Source organism: Octadecabacter sp. B2R22, from assembly GCF_018861045.1.
Taxonomy (GTDB): Bacteria; Pseudomonadota; Alphaproteobacteria; order Rhodobacterales; family Rhodobacteraceae; genus Octadecabacter.
The window spans coordinates 1-24,979 of sequence record NZ_JAHKQJ010000007.1; the positions used below are offsets into that span (position 1 = coordinate 1).

Here is a 24,979-nt window from a genome sequence, read left to right on the forward strand (position 1 = left end):
ACCGGACACGTGTCTGATACGTTGCAGGTGAAAACTCACGACGATGAGGACAGTATCAAATGAGTGAAGATGTTGTCAGCTACATAGAACCCCCAATGTAGCCCGTATGAGAGTGTCGCGCCGTTGTGTGTTGCGAGCATGAGGCTCGGTACAATTGCGCCGAAACAGATGGCAGCAATCGTAAAACGCGCGACGTAAAAGGCTGTGACGTCGTTGAATATCAACGACAAATGAAACAGTCCAAACAGGATCGCCGTCAGAACGCCGATTTGCGGTGTTTGCCACCCAAGTGCGGAAAACAGCAAAACAATCGTAAGGATCAGGACTTGCTGAAAGAGGATCTCAAAGGATTTGGGCACGTAATAGACGGCATTTGCAAACACGAACTCTGGGGGATCAAGAGGCGCGATGGACAGGTCGATCTCTGGCAATGCCGGAAGAACGACGAGGGTAAACACGGCCATCATGCCAATCACCGCGAGGATCGGAAGGACGCCATGGGCAAGTGGCTGCCACTTGCGCAAGCGGTGCTGGAACAGCAGGGCCGCCAAGACTGTGAAACCAAGATAGTAAGCAGAGAAGAGGAGCGGCGCATCCTTGTAGCCGTTGGGTAGACCCGCCGCATCCTTGATTTCATAATATCCGAATGATGAAACAGACCACAGCACCCCGATCATCAAAATATCGATGATCGGGCGAGCGTATGGCCTGTCGCCATCGGATAGAGTTGCCCAAGTGGTCAACGCGTCCTCGCTATCTATTCAACGTCGCGCACAAGACGCACGAAGTTGTTGATACGTTGCGCGTCACCTTGCGGGCCGTTGCCTTCTGGGAAGTCTGCCGCATCGCCGAGCTTTGGGTCAGACCGCTGTGACCCTGCGCCATGCACGTCTGTCCAGACGTCGTCGAAATACCCCATCGCGCGACCGAAACTGATGTAGGCGCCGGCGCTGCCCGGTTCGTCCGTCCAGTTGGAATGGGTGGTCGATGACCAAACCCAGCCAAAGTCGTCCTGGTCAGCTTCGTTGGTGATTTGTGTGCTTTCAAAGACGGGATCAATCGCAGGTGAGTCCGTCGTGTCAGGCGAACGGGTGTAATCTACGATGCCTTGCAATTCTTTGATGTTGGGCAGGCGCCAGTCGTCGTGACCGAGGTAGCTTTCCGCGTTGGCAGTTTGCGCAAAAGCAAGTGCCGCTTCCCAAGAGATCGCTTCGCCGTTGTCGGCTTGTGACCACATCAAACCAGTAGAGGCGTCTGTCACTGTGCCATCACCGTTGTCCGTGTAATCGTTCACGCCGTAGCCCGTGTCACCGCGCACATACATCACGAAGAATGGCTTGGGTTGACCATGCAGCGTCAGCCCGTAGCCTTTGATCCGACCGTCAGCAAAGTTCACACCAAACAAGGTCGCGTCGTTCGTCGCGTTGGTTCCGGAGACATAAAGGTTGGTTGAAACCATCTGGCTGTCGATGATCCGTTCACCTGCGGCGGTGTCGCCATAGGCAAAATCGAAATAATCGCGATCAATAAAGGGGATCAGGCCAGAGGTGTCTTCGCTCTCGTAACCCGACGGATCAACGCCGTCGAAATTCATTAGGGAATACATCTCTTTGATCGTCGGGACGCGCCAGTCGTCATACCCGCCAAGATCATAGTCTTGCGCACTTGCGAGGGCGTCTTCATAGCTCATCTTGTCTTCGGCAAGGATGTCCCCGTCGCCGTTCATGTCCGGCGTCTGCGCCCACATCAATCCTGTGATGTTGTCAGTGATCGTGCCGTCGCCATTGTCGGTATAGCTGGTTTGCGTGTCGGCGACCTGCGCGTCTTGACCAAAGAACGCCTCGCCCGCTGCGGGGCAATCGATGGCCTGCGTGGCATCATAGCAGGTGGACTGCATCGTGTCAGGGATCGGGAACGGGGCCTCGGCCAGTGCAACGCTTGCAGCAATTGCATAAGTCGGCAGTGCCAGTGAAACGGAAGTGAAAAGTGATCTTTTCGTCATTGTTTTTCTCCTTGGGTGATTGCGCTTAGCGCATGTTGAACAGTTCTTGATGGAAGGCTTTGCGGGGCAGTCCGTGGGCTGAAAGATCACGGCGCAGCGCGTCACCAAATCCAGCTGGGCCGCAGAACCAGACGCTTGCGGTTTTCCAATCGGGAACAGCGGCGCGCAGTTTGTCAGGTGTCAGAAACCCGTCTTGATCATCGACCAATACATGCAGGTTCACACCAGCCGCTTTGGCATCCGCCACCAGCTTCTCGCGCGCTTCGGGGGCAAGCTTTGTCGTGGTGTGGAACAAATCTACCTTTTGCGCATTGGGCGTTCTGGCAAGCTGTTTCATCCGTGCGATGAAGGGCGTGATGCCGATCCCGCCGCCGATCCAAATTTGACGTGGGGCCGTGTCGGAAAAGGTAAACCCGCCGTAAGGCCCTTCGACGATCGCCTTGCGACCAACCTCTACTTGTTCGGGTAGATGGTCCGTGTAGTCGCCCAACCCCTTGGTAATGAACGTGATGCAGGGATCACTGGCATCCCAGGCAGAGGCCATCGTGAACGGGTGCGCGCCCTCTTTCTTGTCAAAGGTGACAAAGGCAAACTGACCGCTTTTATGGCCTTTCCATCCGTCATCCAGCCGGATCGTTGTTTCGAGCACCTTCATTTCACCAAAGCTGTGCTGTGCCTCTACGGTGCCATTGACCTTCCGCTTTTTTCCGACCTGTCGTGTCAGAACAATCACAGCCGAAACCGTTCCGGCGACCAGCAAAAGCGCCGTGACGATGCCGACAGGCTGCGTCCACGATGCGAAATCCATCAACACAACGGAGTGGAACACGAGGACGAGATAGGCCACCGCGATGAACAGGTGGGTCTTTGCAAAAAGCCGGTACGGAAAGCGCTTGATCAGCGCCAATGCGATCAAAAGAACCGCGACATAGAACGCCTTTTCACCAAGCCCTTCGGCTGGTTCACGAAAGCCATTCAGGAACGATTCAATCGTAACGGTGTCCACTGCTTCACCGGCAGGGCGCTCGCCCCGCTCGGGGGCCGCCAAAAGACCGAGCGTCATGGCCCATTTAGGCGCGTTTACCACCACCCAGTGGAAAATCGCGGTCACCAAACCCGCAATACCGAGCCATTTATGCAAACGGTACGATTTGTCCAAACCGCCCAGCCAAGGCTCTAGCCAAACGGGCCGCACAGCAAGGATCATCGCCACGCTCATTGCGCCCATGGCGATCACGCCGGAAAGCTGCAAAAGCAGGTTGCGGGAATTCATAATACTTAGGATTTCGGGCAATGGCAGGTTGGCAATAAGCCACAGCGCTGTAAGCCCACCCATGAGTCCCCAAAGAGAGATTTTGATATTCCTTAACATGACCGTTGTCCTCGCAGATTCGATTTGGTGATCATTCTGGCGGGGAATTGTGCAGCCAACGACACGCCGTCGGCTTTATCGCACGTCACGAGGAAAGCGCATTTATGTTAATACTGTCAGAGGCTTAAAGGGATTTTCGGAGTTAGGGCCCATTACCACTATCTGCATGATCTCTGCACAATGCTGTGTCATGAAGGAGAAATGGAGCGATTGCGCAGTTCATTAACCATCAAGATTTTCCTCGCCATCGCAGCAACTGCCGCCTTGGTTATCGGGACGATGGCGTTGCTTGTGGCCTTGTCGATGCGCGACGGGTTCTCGCAATATTTGCTCCGAGGAGAATTGATCCGGTTTGACAAACTGGTGCAAGAACTGGCGCAGTCCCACGATCCCGAGGCACCCGGTTGGCCTGATCTGGCGGACGACCCACACGCATGGAACGACTTTGTGCGCGCGCATTTCACTCCGCCCGGAGGCACGGATCAAGACAACGTCAATGCCGATACCTTGATGATCGGGGATCGCCTTGCTTTGCTTGATGGATCAGGCCGCTACATTGCTGGCACAACGGAGCGCACTGCCGTCTCTCAGCGGCGGCCCATTTGTTTAGACCGCCATTGTTACGGTAGCGACGGACTTGGTTATATTCGCTTGAACGCACCTCTACAGGCCGAAGTTGCGCGTGATGCCTTCTTCCTCAAAGGACAATACGCATCGCTGGTTTATTCGGCATTGATTGCCCTGTTTGTCTCTGCGGCGGCTGCGTACTTGATCGCACGGCAAATCCTGACCCCGATCAAGCGGCTGGAAGTCGGGGCGAAAACGCTTGCTTCAGGTGACTACGAAACGCGGATCACACAAGATCGAACCGACGAGTTGGGCGACCTGATTTCGCATTACAATGCGCTTGCGCGATCGCTGGCGCAGACCACGCAGGCAGAGCGGGAATGGATATCGAACACCTCGCATGAATTGCAAACCCCGCTTGCCGTCCTGCGCGCACAGATCGAGGCCCTGCAGGACGGGGTACGCAAACCCGACGAAGCCACACTGGCTGAAATGCACGCGGCGCAAATGCGTTTGTCGCGGCTTGTGCAGGACCTCAAGATTCTGTCGTATTCTCGAGAGTCCAACCTTGCCACCGACATGGGCAGCGAAGATCTGGTTGAAATCGCTTCCGAGGCCGCGGAGGCCGCACGGCCCGCCCTTGAGGCGGCAGGCATCGACATTCAATGCGTTTTTCCCGAAACCCTTCTGCTGGGCTGCGACAGGCTTCGGATTGCTCAGATCATCGACAACCTGTTGCAGAACACGCGTCGCTATACGGATGCGCCCGGCAAGGTGCGGCTGCGGATCTGGCTCAGCGATGGCTTTGCACATTTGGCGATTGACGACACGCCGCCAACGCCACCTCACGAAACGCTGCCTCGGATTTTCGACCGTTTTAGCCGTGCAGAAGAATCGCGTTCGCGTGCCCTCGGTGGCTCGGGATTGGGCCTGTCTGTCTGCAAGGCAATTGTCGAGGCACATGGGGGAACGATCACAGCCGCGACGTCAGATCTGGGCGGCTTGAATATCACTATTGCGCTACCGGAGAAGCGGAAATGACCAAACCACGAATTTTGATCGTCGAGGATGAAATGGCCCTTGCGGAAGTTGTCCGCGACTATCTCCTCGCGGATGGGATGGAGGTGGACATGCTGGCTGAGGGCACACACGCGGTGCAAACTGCCTTCGGCACGGCCTATGACCTTATCATTCTCGATATCATGCTTCCGGGTGTTGACGGCCTCACCATTTGCCGCGAACTGCGCCAGAAATCCGATGTACCCATCATAATGACAACGGCGCGGGTCGAGGAAATCGACCGGCTCCTCGGGCTTGAACTTGGCGCGGACGACTATGTCTGCAAACCCTATTCACCCCGCGAGCTGGTCGCGCGTGTGCGTGCCGTCCTGCGTCGCCGCCCCCCCGCAGGGCTGGCCCCCAAGGTCGAAACGAACGCGGGACTCCAAATAGACGCGGACAGCTGGAAGGCCGAGCTGGACGGGGTTGATCTGGAACTCACACGGCGAGAACTTTCCTTGCTGGCAGCGCTGGTCAAGCGCCCGGGCCGGGTGTTTTCACGCGATCAACTCCTGACGTTGGCGTTTCCCGACAGTGCGGAGGTGTTTGATCGGACAATCGACAGTCACATTCGCAACATCCGTCGCAAGATCAGTTCAAACAGCGACTGGGACCCGATCCGGTCGGTTTATGGGGTGGGCTACGCATACGAAGGTTAGGGTTTGGTTGAACGGGTCTAGCTTCGGCGGGAAGTCGCCTTCGTTTTTCCTGCACAATCTCTTCATTCTGTCTCCAATGTGTCAGGACATATCTCAGGTTAACCAGACGCTAAAGGAATCAACATGCCCAGAATATTCACCCCAACGGCCCTAATGCTCGTTCTACCCGCTATTGCCACAGCCGACACTTTTTCGGCAGATGTATGGGCCGACAATTGGTTTGAAATGCGCGTTAACGGCGAACAAGTCGCCGAAGACAGCGTACCCATCACAACCGAACGGTCGTTCAATGCCGAAAGCTTCACATTTGAAGCAGAGCGCCCCTTTGTCATCGGGCTGGTGGCAAAGGACTTCATCGAAAACGACACCGGCCTTGAATACATCAGGACCGGACGCCAACAGATGGGCGATGGCGGAGTGATTTTCCAGATCAAAGATGCGGCTGGGGAAACCGTCGTGGTCAGCAATTCTGATTGGCAGTGCCTCGTCACCCACACCGCGCCCCTCGACAAAAATTGCGAGGATGAAAGCGATCCGGTCGCGGGAGAAGGCTCCTGTACCTTCGACATTTCGGCAGAGCCAGACGGTTGGGATACCGCTGATTTCGACGCCTCAGGCTGGCCAATGGCCGACGTCTACACCTCGGCACAAGTCGATCCAAAGATGGGCTACGACGATGTCACATGGTCCTCGGGCGCGGAATTTATCTGGGGGCCGGACCTTGAACAAAGCAACATCGTCCTGTGCCGCCTCACTGTGGAATAGGACCACACCCCCTTCGTTTACATAAAGGAAAACACCGATGACCAAGACCTTCACACTTGCCACAGCCGCCTTGTTTCTGTCAGCCGCAGTCGCCCAAGCCGATACAGTTGAGATCAACCTCATCGATATGCTCGACAATACGCAAGACGGATATTGCCTCGACATTTCGGGTGGTCAGGGGGCGCAAGCCGACCCAAGCAACGGACTTCAGGGTCATACCTGCTACAGCCCGTCGGGCGAGATCTTCGTGGACCAAGGTTTTGACACCGAACGGTTCGCCGACGGCCAACTTTACATGCCGGAATTTGATGTTTGCGCCGAAGTTTCATCAACCGAAGCTGGCGCGACCGTCGGCTTGGCCGATTGCAGTGATGACGTGAAACAAGACTTCGTCTTCTCTGGCGAAGGCGAGATTGTTCCCGCATCGGCGCCCGAAATGTGCCTGACGCTTGCCGAAGACACTCGGACGGGCCGCAGCGACACCAACCAGATCAAAGAACTCGCACTAGAGGCCTGCAGTGAAGACAGCGCGGCTAGCCAGACGTGGAGCCATCGTACTGCAGGCGAGTAATTTAACTCTGACTAGTCAAAACTGGGCCGCTTTTGGTATTTCCACCGAAAGCGGCCCCTTGGCGCTGCCGCAGGGAAAATTTGGATTGTCCCTCAAGCCGACCTTAGGCTGTCAAAATTCCACTCGAACTGTTGGTACGTGCAGCTAAAGTCCGCTTCGAGCCCAATATGTCATCTTTCTGTGCCGCAGCGAATGTCGGGTTTAATAAGCACTAACGAATTGACCTTTGGGATTCTGGCCCTCCCAGTATTTAGAAATTGTATGCAAAATCTGTTCGGCCCACAGTCTGATGACTTGCTTTTCCAGAACGTTTTCGGCTGTTGAATTTTTTGCAGCCCACCCATTCGAGTGAATTCAAGCGGGAAGAGCGGCCCTATGAAACTAGGATAGCTGTCCGTGTCTATTCCTCAGTTGGCGTTGCCAAGTGCAAAGCCGGAGATTCTTTGGCAACGTATTCGCGCATGTGTGCCGTGAATGCAGCGAGCAATGGGCTTTCAAGTCGATTGCTTGATGATACCATTCCGACAGACGTGGATGAAAGCGTGAGTTGCACTGGGAGCTCGGCCAACCTGCTGTTCTCCCCTCGGTGACGCAGTGCGTACCTCGGCAGTACGGTCAAAAAGTCGGTGTGGCGGAGCATCTCTAATATGGCTCCGGCGGATCCACTTTGAAACGCAATTTTCAGATTTCTGACACCAAGATACGTCAGCGCCGCGGCCATGTCTGACTGTAACTGGCTTTCGTCTGCGTGGCTGACCCAAGTGGCTTTTTCAAGGTCGTCCGCAGTGATCGTGCTTTGTTTAAGCAACCAATGTTCAGCGCGCCCTGCAATAACATGAGCGTCTTGGAACAACGGCGCGACGGTTAAGTCATCAATGGATGCTGTCAGCAAACGCAAGGGGCAAATAATGACGTCCAACTGGTTCAAGAGAATCCGACGCTCAAGTTGCGGGAAATACTCCGAGACAAGCTTCACCTCAATTTCGGGTCGATGTTGCAAGAAACTTGAAATGGCTTCGCCGACCAACCGCTGACACAAGAACGGCGGTGCGCCGATCTTGAGCTCTCCGCTCATGCCCTCCAAAACAATCTGTATATCTTCCAGCGCGCGGCGACGCGTGGCGTCTATAGTGCGCCCATGATTGGCCAGTTTTTTACACACCTCGGTTGGCATCAACGGGCGGCGGCTGCGCTCAAATAGCTGGGTGCCGATTCTGATTTCGAGGTCCGTGATCATACGGCTGAGCGCGGACTGCGATGTGCCTAGGCGTTTGGCAGCCTCATTGAACGTGCCGAACTCAAGGATGGCCGCAAGCTGCTCAAGATGTCTGGGGTCGATGTTCATATCAAAATCGCAAGTTAAGTTGTTGAATCATGACTAGACAGATATGTTTTGGGCGTCAAAGCTAAACGCCAGCAGTTTTAAACGCATTTGTTCGGGGAGGAGCACGGTCGTGAAACTTAATGGCGACACTTGGGGTGGTCCGCGCGCCGACGCGCGAAACGTGTCGCGGTTGTGTGCTTATGTCTAAGAGCAGCAAGAACGTTCTTTTCATTATGGCTGACCAACTGCGTTGGGATTACCTGAGCTGTTACGGCGCAGACCACATCGACACGCCCAATCTGGATTGGTTGGCCTCTCAGGGGGTCAGGTTCAACAAGACCTATGTGCAATCCCCGATCTGCGGACCCAGCCGCATGAGCTTTTACACAGGGCGATATGTCCGCTCGCACGGGTCGACCTGGAATGGATTTCCGTTGCGGATTGGTGAGCCGACTTTGGGCGATCACCTGCGCGAGATCGGGGCGAAATGTTCACTTGTGGGCAAGACGCATATGACGCCGGATCGCGAAGGTATGAAACGATTGGGGATTTCACCCGAAAGCACCATCGGCGCCCTCGTGTCTGAATGCGGATTTGACGTGAAGGTGCGTGACGACGGCACCAATAATTCTGCCTATCCGGGTCGCCATGGACAGGATTACGATCAGTACCTGCGCGATCACGGTATGGACGGCGAAAATCCTTGGGAGGAATGGGCCAACACCGCGATTGGACCTGATGGGAAAATGCGGTCTGGCTGGCTTTTGGACAACGCGCCACTGGCCGCCCGCGTCCCGAAAGAGCATTCTGAAACCGCGTGGCTGACGACACGGGGCATCGAATATATTGAAGAACAGGGCGATCAACCTTGGTTATGCCACCTGAGTTACATCAAACCACACTGGCCCTATTTGGCCCCCGCGCCTTACAACGATATGTACACGGCACAAGACCTTCCGCCCGTCAATCGCAGCGCTAAAGAACGTGACGCCACGCATCCCTTGATGCAAGCGTGGATGAACATGCGGGTCTGCCAAACCATGTCCAAAGACGAGGTGCGCGATTTGGTGGCACCCTGTTACATGGGCCTAATAAAAGAGCTCGACGATCAAATGGGCCGCCTTTTTGCTTACCTCCGCGAAAGTGGTCGCATGGAGGACACGATGATCGTGTTCTGCTCTGATCATGGCGACAACATGGGCGATCATTGGCTGGGTGAGAAAGACCTGTTCTACGATTGCTCAGCGCGCATTCCGCTTTTGGTTTATGATCCGCGCGCTGAGGCAGACGCGACGCGTGGAACAAGCACGGACGCCTTGGTCGAAGCAATTGATCTTGCCCCGACCTTCCTTGAGTTCATGGGCGGGCAAGCCAAGCCGCACATCATGGAAGGCCGCTCTCTTACGCCACTGCTGCACGGTCAAGACACAGACTGGCGCAGCTTTGCCGTCTCCGAATATGATTACTCCACGCGTGACGCGAGGCAGGACGTTGGCGTCGATCAGTCCGATGCGCGCCTGACGATGATCTTTGATGGACGTTGGAAATACACATACGTCGAGAAAATGGACCCAATGCTTTTCGATCTGCAAAATGATCCGGGCGAGCTGAGAGATCTGGGCACTGATCCCGACTTTGCGGGCGAGGTCGCGCGGCTTCAGGCGCTTCACTTTGAATGGACGCGCCGCCACCACAACCGGATTACGCGCACAGCTGAGGCCGTCAACAAGATGGCCGCAAACAAGGAACCCCCCGGTATTCTCATCGGGTTTCGGGACAAGGAAGAACTTGAGGGCGAAGGGAGGACTTTGCCCAACCACACGATTGGATAAACAGACTGTTTGGGAGGAACATTATGTCTAAGAAAACCACGATAACGGGGGCCTTACTGGCCTTGGGATTAACGACGGGGGCGCATGCGCAGGCAAACTTGACGGGAGAGACAACGCCTGCGACGCAAACCGCAGCGCAGGCAATGTTAGGGGTCGCCGAACTTGCGGCAGCTTCGGGCCTTGCCAATATTCAGGTTGCGACGGGTCAAACACTGACCAACTCAATTCAGAACGTCGCAGAAGGTAAAACGGACATCGCAGCGGCACCATTTGTTTTGCCGTTCCTGCTGTCCAGAGGGGCTGGACCCTACGCCAGCGTTGGGCCAGAGGCTGGTGCCGAATTGGCGTCCAACCTTTCGGTTCTTTATACTTATCAGCTTTCGGTGTTCGCACTGTCTTCCTATGAAAGTAGCAATTTTGGCGGGTGGGATTCGATCGAAGGCGCGACTATCTACAATGGCCCACCACGTGGCGCGGCCTTGAATAAGGCACGGGCGATGGCCCGCCTTGTTTCAGGATTGGACGACGGCGAAGGCTACACCGGTATTCAGGTCAACTGGGGCCAGATGGTGTCCACGATCACCGAAGGGTCAGCAGATGCGCATATTCTGCCCGTAAACTTTCCGGATGCACGTCATGCGCAAGCTGCATCTTCAGGTGGAATGGTTGTTTATTCCTTCCCAAAGGAAATCTTTGAGGGGGAAGCAGGAACAAACTTTAGCAATGCGCCGGGCAACGCTGCCGTGGTTGAGCCAATCGTCGATGATCTTGTCGGACCCAACATTCGCATCGTGTCCGAGGACGGAATGTTTCGCGGCTATGCCGACATTGGTGGGGACGTTGTGAACGTATCGATGGACGAAGAACTGGCCTATCAACTCACCAAGACCTTCCTTGACGGGTTGGAACAGATCACCGCAAGAACCCCTGCGATGGCCAGTGGCTGGTTGGGCGAAACGGACATCGCCATGACCGGAATGTGTGGTCCAAATCCCCTGAAATACCATCCAGGTGCCGTTCGTGCGTGGGAAGAAGCAGGCTATGTGTTGCCCGAATGCGCGCTGCCATAAGGGTCTGAAAAATGAGGGCGGCAATTTTGCCGCTCTCTCCAAATTCTTGGCGCAGGCGGCAATATGAACCAGACTTCAAGTCCTGATACCCATCTGGAGGCAAAGCCGCGCGGGGTTCTGTTTTGGCTATCCTTGTTTATCGTTGTCGCAGGATTGACGAATGCGATCCCCGGGGTTCCCGGACTGGACGACGGATTGCGCAATCTGACCGGGCTCGATTGGCTCAAGATCCGCAAATTCCCGACAGAGTGGTTTTACCCGTTTGCCTTTGCATGCATGATGCTGTGCGTCGTGTTGAAGCATTCAGCATGGAAATCATGGGAAAACGAACCCACCGGTAAACGCCGCCTTGGGTTGCTGATGGATATCGCGATGGTCGCCGCGGCCTTCACAGTCTCCGTCACTTACGTCGTTGAAATTGAATCGATCTGTTTGATCGATCAGATCACCGGCGAGAGGGCACGCCTAACCGCAGAGGCGCTGAGGATCGAAACCGAGATCGCCACGACCATGGGCCTTCCTCCACCCTCAACCGTCGAAGACCCCAGTTGTGTCGGTAATACGGGTGGCTGGTTGGTTCTGATTGTTGGCCTGACGGTTCTGATTTTTCTGGCCTACAATATCCGCGTTTGGGGTCTGGCCCTTGTTCTGGTGGCCCTTGCCGTGGCGCTTTACACCATCGTCACGGTCCTTGTTTGGTATTTTCATGGCCCTGAAGACATCAATAAATACCTGATGACCAAACTTGCTGGAGAGCCTCGCCTTCTGTCAGACGGGCGACCGCGTGTGCACGACATTCTGGTCAATAATGCATCCGGCCTGATGGGCCGGTTCATGGATATAATGCTCAATACGATATTCCCTTATCTCGTACTGGGATCGCTGTTCGGTGCCTCTGCCGGAGGGCAGTCGCTTATCAAACTCGCGTTTCGTTGGACGCGGAGGTTACGCGGCGGGCCAGCCCATGCCGCGATCGTTTCCTCGGCGATGTTCGGGACCATTTCTGGCGGGCCAATCGTCAACGTTCTGTCGACGGGTGTTCTGACGATCCCGATGATGGTCAAGCGTGGTTATTCTAAAGTGTTTGCCGGAGGCGTTGAGGCGGCCGCGTCATCAGGTGGATCAATCATGCCACCTATCATGGGGATTGCGGCATTTGTATTGGCGTCTCTCACGGTCGTTCCTTACTCGCAGGTCATCATTGCTGCGATTATTCCAGCCGTTGCTTACTTCTTTTGCTTGTTCCTGTCGGTCGTCTTTCAAGCCCGCAAACAGAACATCAAAGCGATCGGTGAGTTGACCGATGATATGCGCATGTCGCCGCAGGATATATTGAACCTGACCATGATATTCGGGCCAATTCTTTTGATCTTGTCCTTGCTGCTGGCGACGAAAGATACGGTGGGCTGCGGGGTACTGGGTGGTATTTTGGGTGCGGAGCGGAGCTTTGTGGATGGCACCTGCGTGGTCCAAAGCCTGTCATGGTTTCAACAGACCGTCCAAAATGCTGCCGGAGACGCTGGGAGTGCGGGGTGGTGGGCGGTCATCCTTCTGATCGCGCTGTTGTTTTTGGATCCGAACGTGCGCCAAAAGCCCGCCAAGATTGTCGATGCATTGTCAGATGCCGGCATTCTGGTGTCGTCGCTTTATCTCATGTTTCTGGCCGTTTCCGTTATCGACTTCTGCCTACAATTCACGGGCCTGCCGAACTTTATTTCTCTGGACGTCTTGGGGTGGCTCAATTCGCTGAACCTTGGACAAGACGGGTCCGTCGGTTTCCAGCTGCTCGCGCTGTTTGTCACGATGTTCATCGCGATCTTGCTGGGCATGGGCATGCCCGCTGTTCCTGCCTACATCAACGTCGCGTTGTTGATGGGCCCGGTTCTGGCGGGGCTCGGGATTGCGACCTTTACTGCGCATATGTTCATCTTCTATTTCGCAGTCGCCAGCGCGATAACCCCGCCCATAGCCTTGGCCGCATTTGCCGCCGCGTCCATCACTGGCGCAGGTCCGATGGCCACTGGATTTTCTGCTGTAAAGTCGGGCATCGTCATGTTCGTGATCCCGTTCATTTTTGCGCTTTATCCAGAAATTCTACTGATCGAAGCAGCCGTTATCGATCCGGTCAAAAGCGCCAGTGGGGCGCAAATCTACTTGGCCGGGTATGACGGTGAGACGAACTGGACAGCGCTCGCCCTCATCCTTGGCAAGACCGCCCTCGCGCTCTATTTACTGGCAAGCTCGCTTGCCGGATTTGACAAGCGCAAGCTGGCGAGTTGGGAAATCTTTATGCGCTTGGGTCTGGCCGTGACAATCATGTCGTTCAATACAACTCTTCAGGTTGCGGGTATCACGGGCGCCGTGATCATGATTGTTTGGCATGCAACGTCGAAGAGGCAAGGGCTGATACAAGCGTGACGTCCGAGATAGATACAGATGTGGCGATCGTCGGGGCCGGACCGGTTGGCTTGCTGTTGGCGATATTGTTAGGCCGCGCCGGTAAGTCCGTCACCATAGCCGAAAAATGGCCCCACATCTATGAGCGCCCCCGCGCCGTAACGATGGATGCGGAAGTAGCACGTATCCTTGCCACTTTGGGCATTGATTGCGACACCGATCCCGCCTTCGAGAACCACAAAGAGCTGTATTACTGGAAGAACGCGGACCTACAGGACTTGCAAATTGTCGACTGGGAAAGCCTCGCGCCGTGTGGCTGGCATGTCACCTATTGGTTCAACCAGCCCGAACTCGAAGCACGCCTGATCAAGATGGTTGAGACATTGCCCACCGTGACGCTTTTGCGTGGGTGGACGGCTGTGGATCTTTCGCAGGACAACGACCGTGTGCAGGTTATCACTCAAGATACAGCCACCAATCAAAGCCGCAAAACCCTGACTGCGCAGTTTGTTGTTGGGGCGGACGGGGCCAATAGCTTTGTGCGTGACAGTCTTGGGTTACCGGTGATCGACAAAGGCTATTTTTTCGATTGGCTCATCCTCGATATGATCCCGCATGCGGGGTATAAAACCTCGCCTGCACAGTGGCAGTTGTGCGATCCCAAACGCCCCACAACCATTGTGCCCGGCGGCCCTGGCCGTCGGCGTTGGGAATTCATGGTGTTGCCGTCCGAGAACACGGACGACATGGCCAAGCCAGAAACTGCGTGGCGCCTGTTGGAGCCATGGGGGCTGACACCTGAAACTGCGGAACTGGAACGCAGTGCTGTCTACCGTTTCCAAGCCCAATACGCAGATCAATGGCTGGCGGGGCGCTGCATGATAGCAGGGGACGCCGCACACCTGATGCCCCCCTTTGCGGGCGAGGGGATGTGTGCAGGCTTGCGCGATGCTGTGGCACTGGGATGGCGGTTATCTGGTATTCTTGACGGAAGATTCTCCGCGAAGGTGCTAGACAGCTATGAAAGCGAACGCATCGCCCACGCCAAACATTACATTCAGTTTAGCCAAGACCTTGGCGAGATTATCTGCATCGCCGATCCCGACAAAGCTGCAGCACGCGATGCGCGGATGATGGAGAATCTCGCGGCACGCGACCACAAGCCGATCACAGGGGATTTGGTAAAGCTCGGCTCAGGAGTGTGGTGCGACGATAGCCCCGGCGCAGGAGAGCTTTCCCCCCAAGGTATCGTGCGGTTTGACGGTAGACAGGACCGGTTTGATCAGGCTGTCGGGCAAGGCTGGATGGTGCTGGCGTTGGAGTGTGCAACTGAAGGCGTGTTGAACCACGTGCATCAGATTGCACTCGCCAAGCTTGATGGCCAGTTACTGTCGGTTGGGCCGGATGGCGTTGGATACGATGTCATCACAAAAGACGCCACATATGCCGATTGGGCGCGAGAGATCGATGCGCGATACATGATCGTGCGCCCCGACTTTTATGTTGCAGCGACCGCTAGAACCACCACACAATTGGCAAATTGCTTAGACACGATCATCGATAAGCTCGGCATTAGGACGATTTGACTATTCAGATAGTGGTTGATTGGCAATTCAGTCACGAGAGCACACGACAAGAGCTAAAAGCAGCCATTGGTGAAGCTGCAGCGAAGGTCGGGAAAGTCCGCATTGCAGTCATCGGCTCCATCAAAATGCTGCGCGATCGATCAATGTCCGCTTCGGGGAAGCTGCACCGCAGCATCTGTTCAACTCGCGAATGTCCGCTCTGGGCCGAGAATGCCCAAAATTTTGCTTCCGTATTGGCGTACCGCCAATATAGGCCTTGGTTGTTGATGCCAGAAGACTCTAAAATGAGGGCCGGTTGCAACGCTTACGCCGAGCCGAGACAGCAGTCCGATGGGGCGTATGACAGTGGGATTGGTCACAGCGCGCCACGCTAGACCACCCAAAACCACGCCGGCCAGAGCCATTTTAGGTAAAAGCGCGACCCCTATCCCCTGTGACACGAGGTCAAGCGCCGTTGTTGTTCGACCAACTTCGTAACTCCATTGCACAGGGGTAACTTACTTGTGCCCGCGGTAGCAACGCTCCGGACATGACCATGGGTCAGGGCTGTCACGGGCACTCTGGGCTCGGGATACTTAAAAAGACGGTGCAGACGTCCAACAACGAGAACTCGCGACTCGCGCGCAGAACGCACTAAACCTCATGGAACGCAGTAAGACCGAAACATGAATGTTTCAACGCTTGTTTCAAGAACTGAAATTTAGGAGGTGTGGCGTGGCTCAAGTTATTGAAAACGTTGGAGGCGAGTACCGGAATCGAACCGGTGTACACGGATTTGCAATCCGCTGCGTAACCACTCCGCCAACTCGCCGCCTGTGGTCTGAGTGGTCGTTTAGCCGCGTTGTCCGGCAGGTTCAATAGTCCGTTTTGCATCAATGCATTGGAGTTGTGCGCAATGGCCGTTGCTCCGCCTCGGGGGCTGTGGCATGTTGGGGCAACAGATACTGAACGAAAGAGTTTAGCTCGTGACTGACTTTCAAAACCGCAGGACATTGATGGTGGATACGCAGGTGCGTCCTTCAGATGTGACCAAATTCCCGATCATCGATGCGTTGCTGGATATTCCGCGTGAAGAATACGTGCCGGACGCATTGCGCGATGCCGCTTACATCGGCGAAAATATCGACCTTGGTGAAGGGCGCGTTTTGCTTGAACCGCGTACCTTGGCAAAGATTCTCGATGCAGCAGATGTGCAGAAAACCGATGTGGTTCTCGATTTGGGCTGTGGTTTGGGATATTCAACTGCAGTTCTGGCCCATATGGCCGAATTCGTCGTGGCCGTCGAAGATGACGAAGCCCGCGCAGAAGAGGCCCAGCAGAACCTGTCGGCCCATGGTGTGGACAACGCTGCTGTATTCGCAGGGCCGCTTGCGCAAGGGGCCGCCAAAAACGGTCCATATGATCTGGTTCTGCTGCAAGGTTCCGTTGAAGAAATTCCTGATGATCTTACGTCTCAGATCAAAGAGGGCGGCCGCATCGTTGCAATTTTTGCAGAAGGTGCATTGGGCGTGGTCCGCGTCGGACGCAAGATTGATGGCGTGATGAATTGGCGCATGGCATTCAATGCGACTGCACCGGTCCTGTCCGGTTTTGAAAAAGCGGCGGCGTTTGCGTTCTAGGAACGAAAAATTGCAGCCGTCTTACGACCTATATTGAGTTGCGAGAGCATCGAAGGACCGTTGAAATGCCAGCTATCAAACTGATCACCGCCATTTGCCTCATGGGCGCTATGCTGGTTTCACCCGCGCGGGCCGAAAGCTTGGCTGATGCGTTGCGGGATTCTTATCACAATTCAGGGCTACTGGATCAGAACCGTGCGTTGTTGCGGGCGGCTGATGAAGATGTTGCACAGTCTTTGGCCGCGCTTCGCCCTATCGTGACTTGGCAAACACAGGCTGTCTATTCCGAGACAGGCGGCGGCTCTACCAGTCTGTCTGATGACATCACGGCGTCTGCTTCTATTTCACTGAGCTTGCTGTTGGCTGATGGCGGGGCCAGTGCGCTGGCAACAGAATCGCAAAAGGAATTGGTGCTGCAAACACGCGAAGGCCTTGTTCAGGTTGAACAGGAGATCCTTTTCCGCGCGGTTGAGGCTTATATGCAAGTCCGCCGTGCGTCCGAATTCCTTGCGTTGCGTCGCAGCAACGTTGGGGTAATCAACCAAGAACTGCGTGCTGCGCGGGACCGGTTTGAGGTGGGTGAAGTGACACGCACCGATGTGTCTCTTGCTGAGGCACGTTTGGCTGCCGCTCAAAGCCTATTGGCTGCCGCGGAAGGGGACCTCGCACAGGCGAATGAAGAATTCCGCGCTGCCGTAGGGCGCGCACCGGGGCGTCTTGATGTGGTTAATCCCGCAAGCGTCGAATCCAATATTGAAACAGCGCGGGCGTTTGCCATGCGTCGCCACCCTGATGTGATTGGGGCGCAGCATGGTGTTGCATCGGCTGAACTTAACATTCGTCGCGCACAAGCAGGCTTACAGCCGGATTTGACCTTGGGCGGCGGCGTATCCCTTGATGAAGACGGAGACGTTACGCGCCAGCTTAGCCTCACGTATGGCGGCACGATCTACCAAGGCGGCCAATTGCAATCCTTGATCCGGCAGGCACAAGCCCGCCGTGATGCAGCGCGCTCCGGCCTGCTTGTGACAACGCAGGCGGTGAACCAGAACGTTGGCAACGCCTATGCTATCCTGCGTGTGGCTCGCGCCAGCCGCGAAGCCGCCGGTCTGCAAATCACCGCGTCGCGCACAGCTTTCCGCGGCGTTCGCGAAGAGGCAACGCTTGGCGCGCGCACAACACTTGATGTCTTGAACGCAGAGCAGGAATTGCTTGATGCGCAAGCCAGCCAGATTTCGGCTCAAGCCGATGAGGTGGTCGCAAGCTACCGTGTGCTGGCCACGATGGGGCTTTTGACCGCGGATCATTTGAACCTTGGTGTTCAGTCTTATGACCCTGCAGCCTACTATAACCTCGTGCGCGAAGCACCGGCGACGCATTCCCGTCAGGGGCAGGCGCTGGATCGTGTGTTGCAGTCGATCGGCGACTAATCGGCATGAAGGCGAAGTCCCGCGCTTAGGTGGTGAGTGGTAGGCTAAGGATTAGTGTCTCAAATCCCGACTATCTGTTGTTTGAAACACGGTGTCAGGTTAAAGTCATCGCTGAGGCAACAGTAGTAAAAATGCGGGATCAGCAATGTCCGAACCGGTAACCAATGTAGAAATCGAGGATGTCCTGACGTCTATCCGCCGCCTGGTGAGTGATGGAGATAAGGCCCGTACGCGTGACACTGCCCCAATTGCAGCCGAACTCGAGGCGGTCCTTGCGGTCCCGTCTTCGGACAATGACACTCCCGAATCGGACAGCGCGGCGCTGCCTGACAAATTGGTCCTCACGCCCGCCTTCCTTGTTGGGGGCAGCACTGAGCAATCGGAAGCCCCCGAAGATGAGGGTGAGGGCGACCAAGTTGAAGCCGCAAATGAAGGTGAAGCCGATCTTGCGGATCAGTTTGCAGACGCCTCAGACGATGACGACGATGTTGTTCCGTTGGAATTGACGGACATGGTTTGGGACGACGCACACGAACAGGACGACGATGGTTTTGAAGACGACGGCGACGACGGTGTCCACGTTGCAGTCGAAACGCCGGATCGCTCCGAGTTGGTGGCAACCATCGCTGAGCTAGAGGCAGCGATCAGCAGTGGTGAAGACGACTACGAACCAGACGGCAGTGAGATTGATGTAAGCGAACATATGGCTAAAACAATCGCTTGGCCGGGGACGATTGCGCGATCCGCCGAACAGATACGAGATGCCGAAACTGCTGAGACCTTGGATGAAGACGACGTCGCAAGTATTGACGACGATGACAAGGTCATGGAGTTTCATCACAAAGCCGTCGACGATCTGGTGTCCGTAGCTGATCAAGACGAAGCCGCGATGGAAGACGTTTCAAACGATGAAAACGTTGATCCAGCCAGCGATGACAGCAAGCCGGAGGCACCAGATACCGAAGCCGATGTTTACGCGGACGATGATCTTGATGGTCTTCTCGAAGCAGGCGGCGTGGCGTTGGACGAAGAAGCATTGCGCGCTTTGGTGTCCGATGTTGTGCGCGAAGAACTTTCAGGGCCTTTGGGGGAACGTATTACCCGCAACGTGCGCAAGCTGGTCCGCCGCGAGATTTATCGCGTCTTGTCGAGCCAAGAATTCGATTAACCGACCGGACTTAGGCGGCGCTCGGTTTTCATGGTCCCGTCTTTCATGGCCCTGGCGGGATATCTTCGGCCAATTCAAACAATAAATCTACATCCAGACAGGTCTCAAGGTGTGCGGCAAGCGCATCTAAAGTCGTTTCCACACCCGCGTCATATGACATCGCCTCAATAGGGGCCCCGAGTGCCGCCATAAAAGCGGAGCGAAACCCGTCAGCTGCAAACAACCCGTGCAAATAACAGCCCTTAACGCGGCCAGTGCGACTTGCGGCGCCTTCTGGCCGTCCGTTCAGGGTAAGCCAGCTGTTTTCCATGTCAGGGCCAGTGGTTGCACCCAAATGGATCTCATAGCCTGTCAGAACGTCTCCTGTGGCGTCGTAACGCGCATCACTCAACGCGACACGCTTTTGCGCCGTCATGGTCGTTGTGACGTCCAGCAGGCCTAAACCATCCACGCTTGTCGCGTCGCCTTCGATGCCGTCGGGGTCCGCGATCGTGCGTCCGAGCATCTGATAGCCGCCACAGATACCCAAGACATGCCCGCCGCGCCTAACATGTGCATGCAGGTCGATGTCCCAGCCTTGGGCGCGGAAATGGGCCAGATCAGCAATCGTGGATTTTGACCCGGGGATTAACACAAGGTCTGCGTCTGCGGGCAGGGGACGCCCGGCTTCGATAATTTCTACAGTGACGTCCGGCTGGGCGGCCAGCGGATCAAGATCATCAAAATTAGCGATGCGGTTGAGTCGTGGAACGACGACCTTGATCGCGCCGCCCTTGCGGGTTGCGACATCCATCACGTCTTCGGCAGGAAGTTTCCAAGCGTCTTCAAACCACGGAACGATCCCCAATTCAGCCCAGCCCGTATGCTCGGCTATTGCCGTCATGCCATCTGCAAAAAGCGTAGGGTCTCCGCGGAACTTATTGATCGCAAAGGCCTTAATGCGAGATCGGTCATCGGGCGGCAGGATAACATCGGTCCCAACCAGTTGCGCAATGACCCCGCCACGGTCGATATCCCCAACTAAGATGACTGGACAGTCAGCGGCTTCTGCAAACCCCATATTGGCGATGTCGCCGGCCCGAAGATTGACCTCGGCTGGCGATCCTGCACCCTCGATCAGGATAAGATCATGATTTGCGGCGAGCCGGTGGTAGCTTTCCAAAACTTTCGGGATCAGCTCTGCTTTGCGGCTTCCGTATTCGCGGGCCTTCATCGTGGCGAACCGTTGCCCTTGAACGATCACCTGCGCACCAATGTCACTCTCGGGCTTGAGAAGGACAGGGTTCATATCCGTATGCGGGTCGAGTTGTGATGCGCGGGCCTGGAGCGCCTGTGCGCGGCCAATCTCACCGCCATTCGCGGTTACAGCGGCATTGTTGGACATGTTTTGCGGCTTGAACGGCGCAACAGACAACCCGCGTCGCACAGCAGCGCGACACAGCCCTGCCACCAACATGGATTTCCCCACGTTGGAGCCTGCACCTTGGATCATGATTGCCTTCGCCATGAGAGGTCCTCCATGGTCTTACCTAACAGCCATACCGCCCGAGGGAAGAGCAATGAACGCCCCGTCGGTTGTTCTTTGGCGCATCGTGGGGGGCTGTCTGTCACCTCACTCGCGCGAACGGGGCTGGGCAAAAGAAAAACGCGACCCCGAGCAGAGGATCGCGTTTTCTGGCAGTCAAAACTGGGTTTGCTTAAGCGGCGCGGGTTTCTAACTCGGCAGCTTCTGCAACAGCGCGGCGTTCACTTTCTTCGCGAGAGAGCGCAACAGATGTACGTACACCTTTGCCGACAAAATCCATCAGGCCGGTTACAACACGTTCGTTCGGGTCGATTCCAGCGCAGGACAATACTTCGCGGCCATCACGAGAGCGCGCCCAGCGGGCGATCTGTTCGGGGCCGTTGCCGTATTTCTTGTCGTCTGCAATTGCGTCGTCCAATGCAGCCAGTACCACAGCAGCGAAGAGTTTCCGCGCGCGGTTGCCTTGTTCATTGTTAAACGCTGTGCCGTCGACGAAATCACGCATATTGGATCCTTCTTTGTTTTTAGTCTTGTATCGGGCGTAGGAGGCAATATGCCTATTCTTATCCGATTCGGGGTTCTTAATTTGGAATATCAGCTATGCGTTTTATGCATACCTCTCCCATTTCGTGAACAGTATTTGGTTGGCTTGCACGGGGTCACCACCCAAGATATAGGGCGCGTCAACCTTCCTTCAACCTTTTGACATTATTTGGACACATTTGGCCCATGGTAAAAATCAACGGCAATGAAATCCGCATCGGTAACGTGCTGGAGCATAATGGTGGCCTTTGGGTCGCAGTAAAAACGGATCATGTGAAACCCGGTAAGGGTGGCGCATTCGCACAAGTCGAAATGCGCAACCTTCGCAACGGGTCGAAGTTGAACGAACGCTTCCGGTCCGCCGATAAGGTCGAGAAGGTCCGTTTGGAGCAAAAAGATCAACAATTCCTCTACGAAACAGACGGAATGTTGACGTTCATGGACACCGAAACCTACGAGCAGATCGAGCTTCCGGCCGAGCTGCTGGGCGAACGTCGCCCCTTTTTGCAGGACGGTATGATCGCAGTTGTCGAATTCCACGAGGCAGAAGCCCTCAACATGCAGTTGCCACAAAAAGTGACCTGCAAGATCGTTGAGACCGAGCCAGTGGTCAAAGGTCAGACGGCAGCGAATTCGTTCAAGCCTGCAATCCTTGATAACGGCGTGCGTGTTATGGTGCCGCCGTTCGTCGGTCAGGACGAAGACATCATCGTAAGCACGGAAACAATGGAATACGTCGAACGCGCCTAAGCGCGTCGTCTAGGGCAGGCGCAGGGTTGCTGTGCCTGCCTGCATCTCTTCGGTGGCACGACCAAACCGAAGATGCGCAAGCGCGTGATTGCCGCTTTGCGTGTATAGGGTTCCAACAGATTTGCCGTCCGCCGTGATCTCGGTTCCGACGGGCGCATGCCCTTCGATCTCAACCTGAACCAGCCCCTTTTTCAGCTCTGTCTTATGCTTCATACGTGCGGCGATCTCTTGGCCGACGTAGCAGCCTTTGCGAAAGTCGATGCCATTGAGGCGCTCGAACCCGGCCTCAAGAATATAGGTGTCGGGGGTCAGCTCGATCCCCGTTTCTGGAATAACGTGGGCCACGCGCAGGGCATCCCAATCGGTCTCGTCACTGATGTCTTTGGTCTCGTAGGCGCGCCATCCCATGTTTGAATCGCGCGGATCAGCAAAGGCGCCGTCGGGGGCAGGGCCCGTGCCGCGCGACACCACATTGAAGCTTTCTGCAATGTCGACTTTGGCGCGCAGCCGATACATTGCCAGCCGTTGCGCCAGATTGGCCGCATGGGACGAGGCCACATCCAGCACCAAAGCATCCCCGTCCTCGAGCACAAAGAAATCCGCGATGAATTTACCCTGAGGCGTCAGCAACGCCGCATAGACCAAACCATCAGACGTCTTGGTCACGTCGTTGGTGATCAATCCCTGAAGAAAGTCACGGCTGTCTTCGCCAGACAATTGGATAAGGCTGCGATCGTTCATCACTGTGGTCCTCCGCGACGGAACAGGCGTGTTAGCCAGCTTCCCTTTGTCGGTATTGCCGACTGAGGTGCGGCTACGTGCGCTGGGCGGTTTGTGTCGTCCACGACCTGCTTTCCATCGCGGAATTGCAGGCGGTACAGGTCAGCATAAAGCCCCCCGCGTGCCAACAATTCTGCGTGCGTGCCCTGATCCACCACAGCCCCTTTGTCGAGAACGACGATCTTATGGGCGTTCTGGATTGTCGACAGGCGGTGCGCGATCACCAGTGTTGTGCGACCCTCTGCGAGCCGATCCAGTGCGCTTTGAACGATGGATTCGGACTTCGTATCAAGCGCACTGGTTGCCTCATCGAGCAGCAGGATCGGTGTGTCCCGCAATAAGGCCCGGGCAATAGCGACGCGCTGACGTTGACCGCCCGACAGGTTGGACCCGCGCGGTCCGGCGGGGCTGTCCAAACCAGCAGGCATTTTGTCGAGAAAATCCATAACGTGTGCGTCAGACAACGTTTTCTTTAGCGCGTCATCACTGACGTCTTCGCGGCCCAGCAAAATGTTATCGCGCAGGGTTTCGTCAAACAGGGCAGCGTCTTGGGACACCGTCGAGACCATTCCGCGCAAATCCGTCAGCGCCAGCGCATCAATAGAAGTACCGTTCAAGGTCACCGCGCCAGATTGTGGTTCAACAAGGCGCGTCAGAACATTGAACAGCGTGCTTTTGCCCGCTCCCGATGCGCCAACCAATGCCGTGGTTTGTCCAGCTTGCGCGACAAAGCTTGCTCCGTTCAAGACAGGCAGATCGCCGTAGCTCAGGGACACGTTGTCAAATGTGATCGTGGGTGCATCCGTTGGTGCGGCGACAGGTGTGTCGGGGGACAGCAGCGTCGGTTGTTCGTCAAACAGATCAAGCAGGCGGTCAATCGCCGCGGCGGCTGCTTGCCAAAGGCCTGCGATGCTGGCCAGCCGTCGAAGGGGATCAAACGCGATCGCCATAGCCGTAAAGAACGCCATAAACTGACCGACGGTTTTCTCACCGTCAATGATCTCGGAACCGCCATATAGGATCACAGCGAGAAACCCCAAACCCGCCATGATATCGACGGTGCTGGACATCAATCCTTGTCCGGCCGCGGCTTCGGTTTCTGAACTGATGCGTCGGCGGATCAGGCCCGCGTAACGTTTGGATTGGTAGGCTTCCATGCTGTTCAGTTTGATTTGGGAAATCCCGTGAAAGACTTCGTCAAGGCGCGTCGACATGTCCGCTGACACCTTACGCGATGCCAGTGCCTTGCGGCGCACGAAGGTCTGCAATCCAAAAGAAGGCAACACGACCACCGGAATGCCGACCAATGCGATCAGCATCCAGCGCCAGTCAATCATCGCGGCAACAAGAAACAAGCTCGTCACAGCGATAAAATCGCGCGCAACGCCCGTTAGCAAGCTGGTCCAAACCCGCCCCAAGGCCTGTACGTCGCCTTGCACACGTTCGATCAACTGGCCCGGTGGGTGGGATTGATGAAAGGACAAATCCAACCGCATCAGGTGGGACATCAAGTCACTGCGCATCTTTGCGGCGCATTTTGCGGACACGTATTTCATGATCACACGTTGCGCCAAGGCGGTCACCGCACGCGCTGCAAAGATTGCAAAGATCAAAAGACCCACGATCCAAATGCTTCCGCGGTCGCCACCGACGAACACATTATCGAACATGGGCTGCATCATATAGCTCAGGGAACCAAAGGTGGCGCCCTCAAACATCATCAAGATCGTCGCAACGACGAGCCATTTGGACTGTTTTTTGAGGTAGCCGTGCCACAGCCAGCCAAACATGGCCTTGCTGGTGCGGTCTTGGTTTAAAGTGGTGTTGGTCATTTGGGTTCCGTTGCCTTGTTTCATACGGTCTACGCGCATTCGTGAGGGGGGGGAAGGTGTGGCACGATTACTGGCATTGACGCGGCGCGCGGTGTGGATAATGTCGCCCTAAAGACACCTCATATTTC

General features: G+C 55.8%; 21 protein-coding genes and 1 tRNA gene. 12 read left to right on the forward strand and 10 right to left on the reverse strand.

Annotation, left to right across the window (positions count from 1 at the left end):
* Positions 1 to 35: 35 nt before the first annotated feature.
* The 3 genes from KO486_RS05375 to KO486_RS05385 are packed head-to-tail and all read right to left on the reverse strand — an operon-like array spanning position 36 to position 3,374.
* Entirely contained in the window at positions 36 to 743 is a 708-nt protein-coding gene (locus KO486_RS05375) for a hypothetical protein (protein WP_216036235.1), read from the reverse strand.
* 14 nt (positions 744 to 757) lie between these two features.
* The gene (locus KO486_RS05380) at positions 758 to 2,002 is read right to left on the reverse strand and encodes a DUF1566 domain-containing protein (RefSeq protein WP_216036236.1); all 1,245 of its coding nucleotides are present in this window, start codon (positions 2,000 to 2,002) and stop codon (positions 758 to 760) included.
* A 25-nt stretch (positions 2,003 to 2,027) separates the two neighbouring features.
* Positions 2,028 to 3,374, reverse strand: a complete 1,347-nt coding sequence (locus tag KO486_RS05385) for a ferric reductase-like transmembrane domain-containing protein (protein ID WP_216036237.1) — start codon at positions 3,372 to 3,374, stop codon at positions 2,028 to 2,030.
* A 210-nt stretch (positions 3,375 to 3,584) separates the two neighbouring features.
* Between KO486_RS05385 and KO486_RS05390 the strand changes: the two genes are divergently transcribed.
* From KO486_RS05390 to KO486_RS05405, 4 genes are all read left to right on the forward strand, one after another.
* On the forward strand, positions 3,585 to 4,982 hold the full coding sequence (locus tag KO486_RS05390; RefSeq protein ID WP_216036238.1) for an ATP-binding protein: 1,398 nt from the start codon (positions 3,585 to 3,587) through the stop codon (positions 4,980 to 4,982).
* Positions 4,979 to 5,659, forward strand: a complete 681-nt coding sequence (locus tag KO486_RS05395) for a response regulator (protein WP_216036239.1) — start codon at positions 4,979 to 4,981, stop codon at positions 5,657 to 5,659. Before KO486_RS05390 ends, KO486_RS05395 begins: the two co-directional genes overlap by 4 nt.
* Positions 5,660 to 5,782: 123 nt before the next feature.
* On the forward strand, positions 5,783 to 6,424 hold the full coding sequence (locus KO486_RS05400) for a PEBP family protein (protein ID WP_216036240.1): 642 nt from the start codon (positions 5,783 to 5,785) through the stop codon (positions 6,422 to 6,424).
* 37 nt (positions 6,425 to 6,461) lie between these two features.
* Positions 6,462 to 6,995: a ricin-type beta-trefoil lectin domain protein gene (locus KO486_RS05405; protein WP_216036241.1), complete on the forward strand. Its 534-nt coding sequence runs from the start codon at positions 6,462 to 6,464 to the stop codon at positions 6,993 to 6,995.
* 400 nt (positions 6,996 to 7,395) lie between these two features.
* On the opposite strand, the gene KO486_RS05410 is transcribed toward KO486_RS05405, so the two are convergent.
* Positions 7,396 to 8,340, reverse strand: a complete 945-nt coding sequence (locus KO486_RS05410) for a LysR family transcriptional regulator (RefSeq protein WP_216036242.1) — start codon at positions 8,338 to 8,340, stop codon at positions 7,396 to 7,398.
* 179 nt (positions 8,341 to 8,519) lie between these two features.
* On the opposite strand from KO486_RS05410, the gene KO486_RS05415 reads away from it, so the two are divergent.
* The 4 genes from KO486_RS05415 (at position 8,520) to KO486_RS05430 (ending at position 15,204) form a co-directional block, all read left to right on the forward strand.
* Positions 8,520 to 10,151, forward strand: coding sequence for an alkaline phosphatase family protein (locus KO486_RS05415; RefSeq protein ID WP_216036243.1), 1,632 nt, complete (start codon positions 8,520 to 8,522; stop codon positions 10,149 to 10,151).
* Positions 10,152 to 10,174: 23 nt separating this feature from the next.
* A complete protein-coding gene (locus tag KO486_RS05420) occupies positions 10,175 to 11,221 on the forward strand; it encodes a C4-dicarboxylate ABC transporter substrate-binding protein (RefSeq protein WP_216036244.1) in 1,047 nt (348 codons plus the stop codon).
* A 63-nt stretch (positions 11,222 to 11,284) separates the two neighbouring features.
* Positions 11,285 to 13,639 (forward strand): TRAP transporter fused permease subunit, encoded by a 2,355-nt coding sequence (locus KO486_RS05425; protein WP_216036245.1) that lies wholly within the window; start codon positions 11,285 to 11,287, stop codon positions 13,637 to 13,639.
* On the forward strand, positions 13,636 to 15,204 hold the full coding sequence (locus KO486_RS05430; RefSeq protein WP_354667487.1) for a bifunctional 3-(3-hydroxy-phenyl)propionate/3-hydroxycinnamic acid hydroxylase: 1,569 nt from the start codon (positions 13,636 to 13,638) through the stop codon (positions 15,202 to 15,204). The genes KO486_RS05425 and KO486_RS05430 overlap by 4 nt, the downstream gene beginning before the upstream one ends.
* Before the next feature lie 179 nt (positions 15,205 to 15,383).
* Here the strand turns inward: KO486_RS05430 and KO486_RS16580 are convergent, their stop codons facing one another.
* The gene (locus tag KO486_RS16580) at positions 15,384 to 15,692 is read right to left on the reverse strand and encodes a hypothetical protein (RefSeq protein WP_354667488.1); all 309 of its coding nucleotides are present in this window, start codon (positions 15,690 to 15,692) and stop codon (positions 15,384 to 15,386) included.
* Between the two features lie 249 nt (positions 15,693 to 15,941).
* Positions 15,942 to 16,015: transfer RNA gene (locus tag KO486_RS05435), tRNA-Cys, on the reverse strand.
* A 154-nt stretch (positions 16,016 to 16,169) separates the two neighbouring features.
* On the opposite strand from KO486_RS05435, the gene KO486_RS05440 reads away from it, so the two are divergent.
* The 3 genes from KO486_RS05440 (at position 16,170) to KO486_RS05450 (ending at position 19,421) form a co-directional block, all read left to right on the forward strand.
* On the forward strand, positions 16,170 to 16,823 hold the full coding sequence (locus KO486_RS05440; protein WP_216036246.1) for a protein-L-isoaspartate O-methyltransferase: 654 nt from the start codon (positions 16,170 to 16,172) through the stop codon (positions 16,821 to 16,823).
* 65 nt (positions 16,824 to 16,888) lie between these two features.
* Entirely contained in the window at positions 16,889 to 18,253 is a 1,365-nt protein-coding gene (locus KO486_RS05445; protein WP_216036247.1) for a TolC family outer membrane protein, read from the forward strand.
* A 145-nt stretch (positions 18,254 to 18,398) separates the two neighbouring features.
* Complete coding sequence (locus KO486_RS05450) at positions 18,399 to 19,421, forward strand: hypothetical protein (protein WP_216036248.1); 1,023 nt, start codon at positions 18,399 to 18,401, stop codon at positions 19,419 to 19,421.
* 43 nt (positions 19,422 to 19,464) lie between these two features.
* Here KO486_RS05450 and KO486_RS05455 read toward each other — a convergent pair whose 3' ends face one another.
* Together KO486_RS05455 and KO486_RS05460 are read right to left on the reverse strand one after the other, a co-directional pair.
* Positions 19,465 to 20,928 carry a cobyric acid synthase gene (locus tag KO486_RS05455; protein ID WP_216036249.1) on the reverse strand — a complete coding sequence of 488 codons (1,464 nt, stop codon included), beginning with the start codon at positions 20,926 to 20,928 and terminating at the stop codon, positions 19,465 to 19,467.
* A gap of 190 nt (positions 20,929 to 21,118) precedes the next feature.
* Positions 21,119 to 21,451: a DUF6280 family protein gene (locus KO486_RS05460; RefSeq protein WP_216036250.1), complete on the reverse strand. Its 333-nt coding sequence runs from the start codon at positions 21,449 to 21,451 to the stop codon at positions 21,119 to 21,121.
* Between the two features lie 224 nt (positions 21,452 to 21,675).
* Here KO486_RS05460 and efp point away from each other — a divergent pair, with 224 nt between their 5' ends.
* Entirely contained in the window at positions 21,676 to 22,239 is a 564-nt protein-coding gene (efp, locus tag KO486_RS05465) for an elongation factor P (RefSeq protein WP_216036251.1), read from the forward strand.
* A gap of 9 nt (positions 22,240 to 22,248) precedes the next feature.
* On the opposite strand, the gene KO486_RS05470 is transcribed toward efp, so the two are convergent.
* The gene (locus KO486_RS05470) at positions 22,249 to 22,980 is read right to left on the reverse strand and encodes a folate-binding protein (protein ID WP_216036252.1); all 732 of its coding nucleotides are present in this window, start codon (positions 22,978 to 22,980) and stop codon (positions 22,249 to 22,251) included.
* Complete coding sequence (locus KO486_RS05475) at positions 22,980 to 24,851, reverse strand: ABC transporter ATP-binding protein (RefSeq protein ID WP_252734597.1); 1,872 nt, start codon at positions 24,849 to 24,851, stop codon at positions 22,980 to 22,982. The genes KO486_RS05470 and KO486_RS05475 overlap by 1 nt, the downstream gene beginning before the upstream one ends.
* Between the last annotated feature and the right edge of the window lie 128 nt (positions 24,852 to 24,979).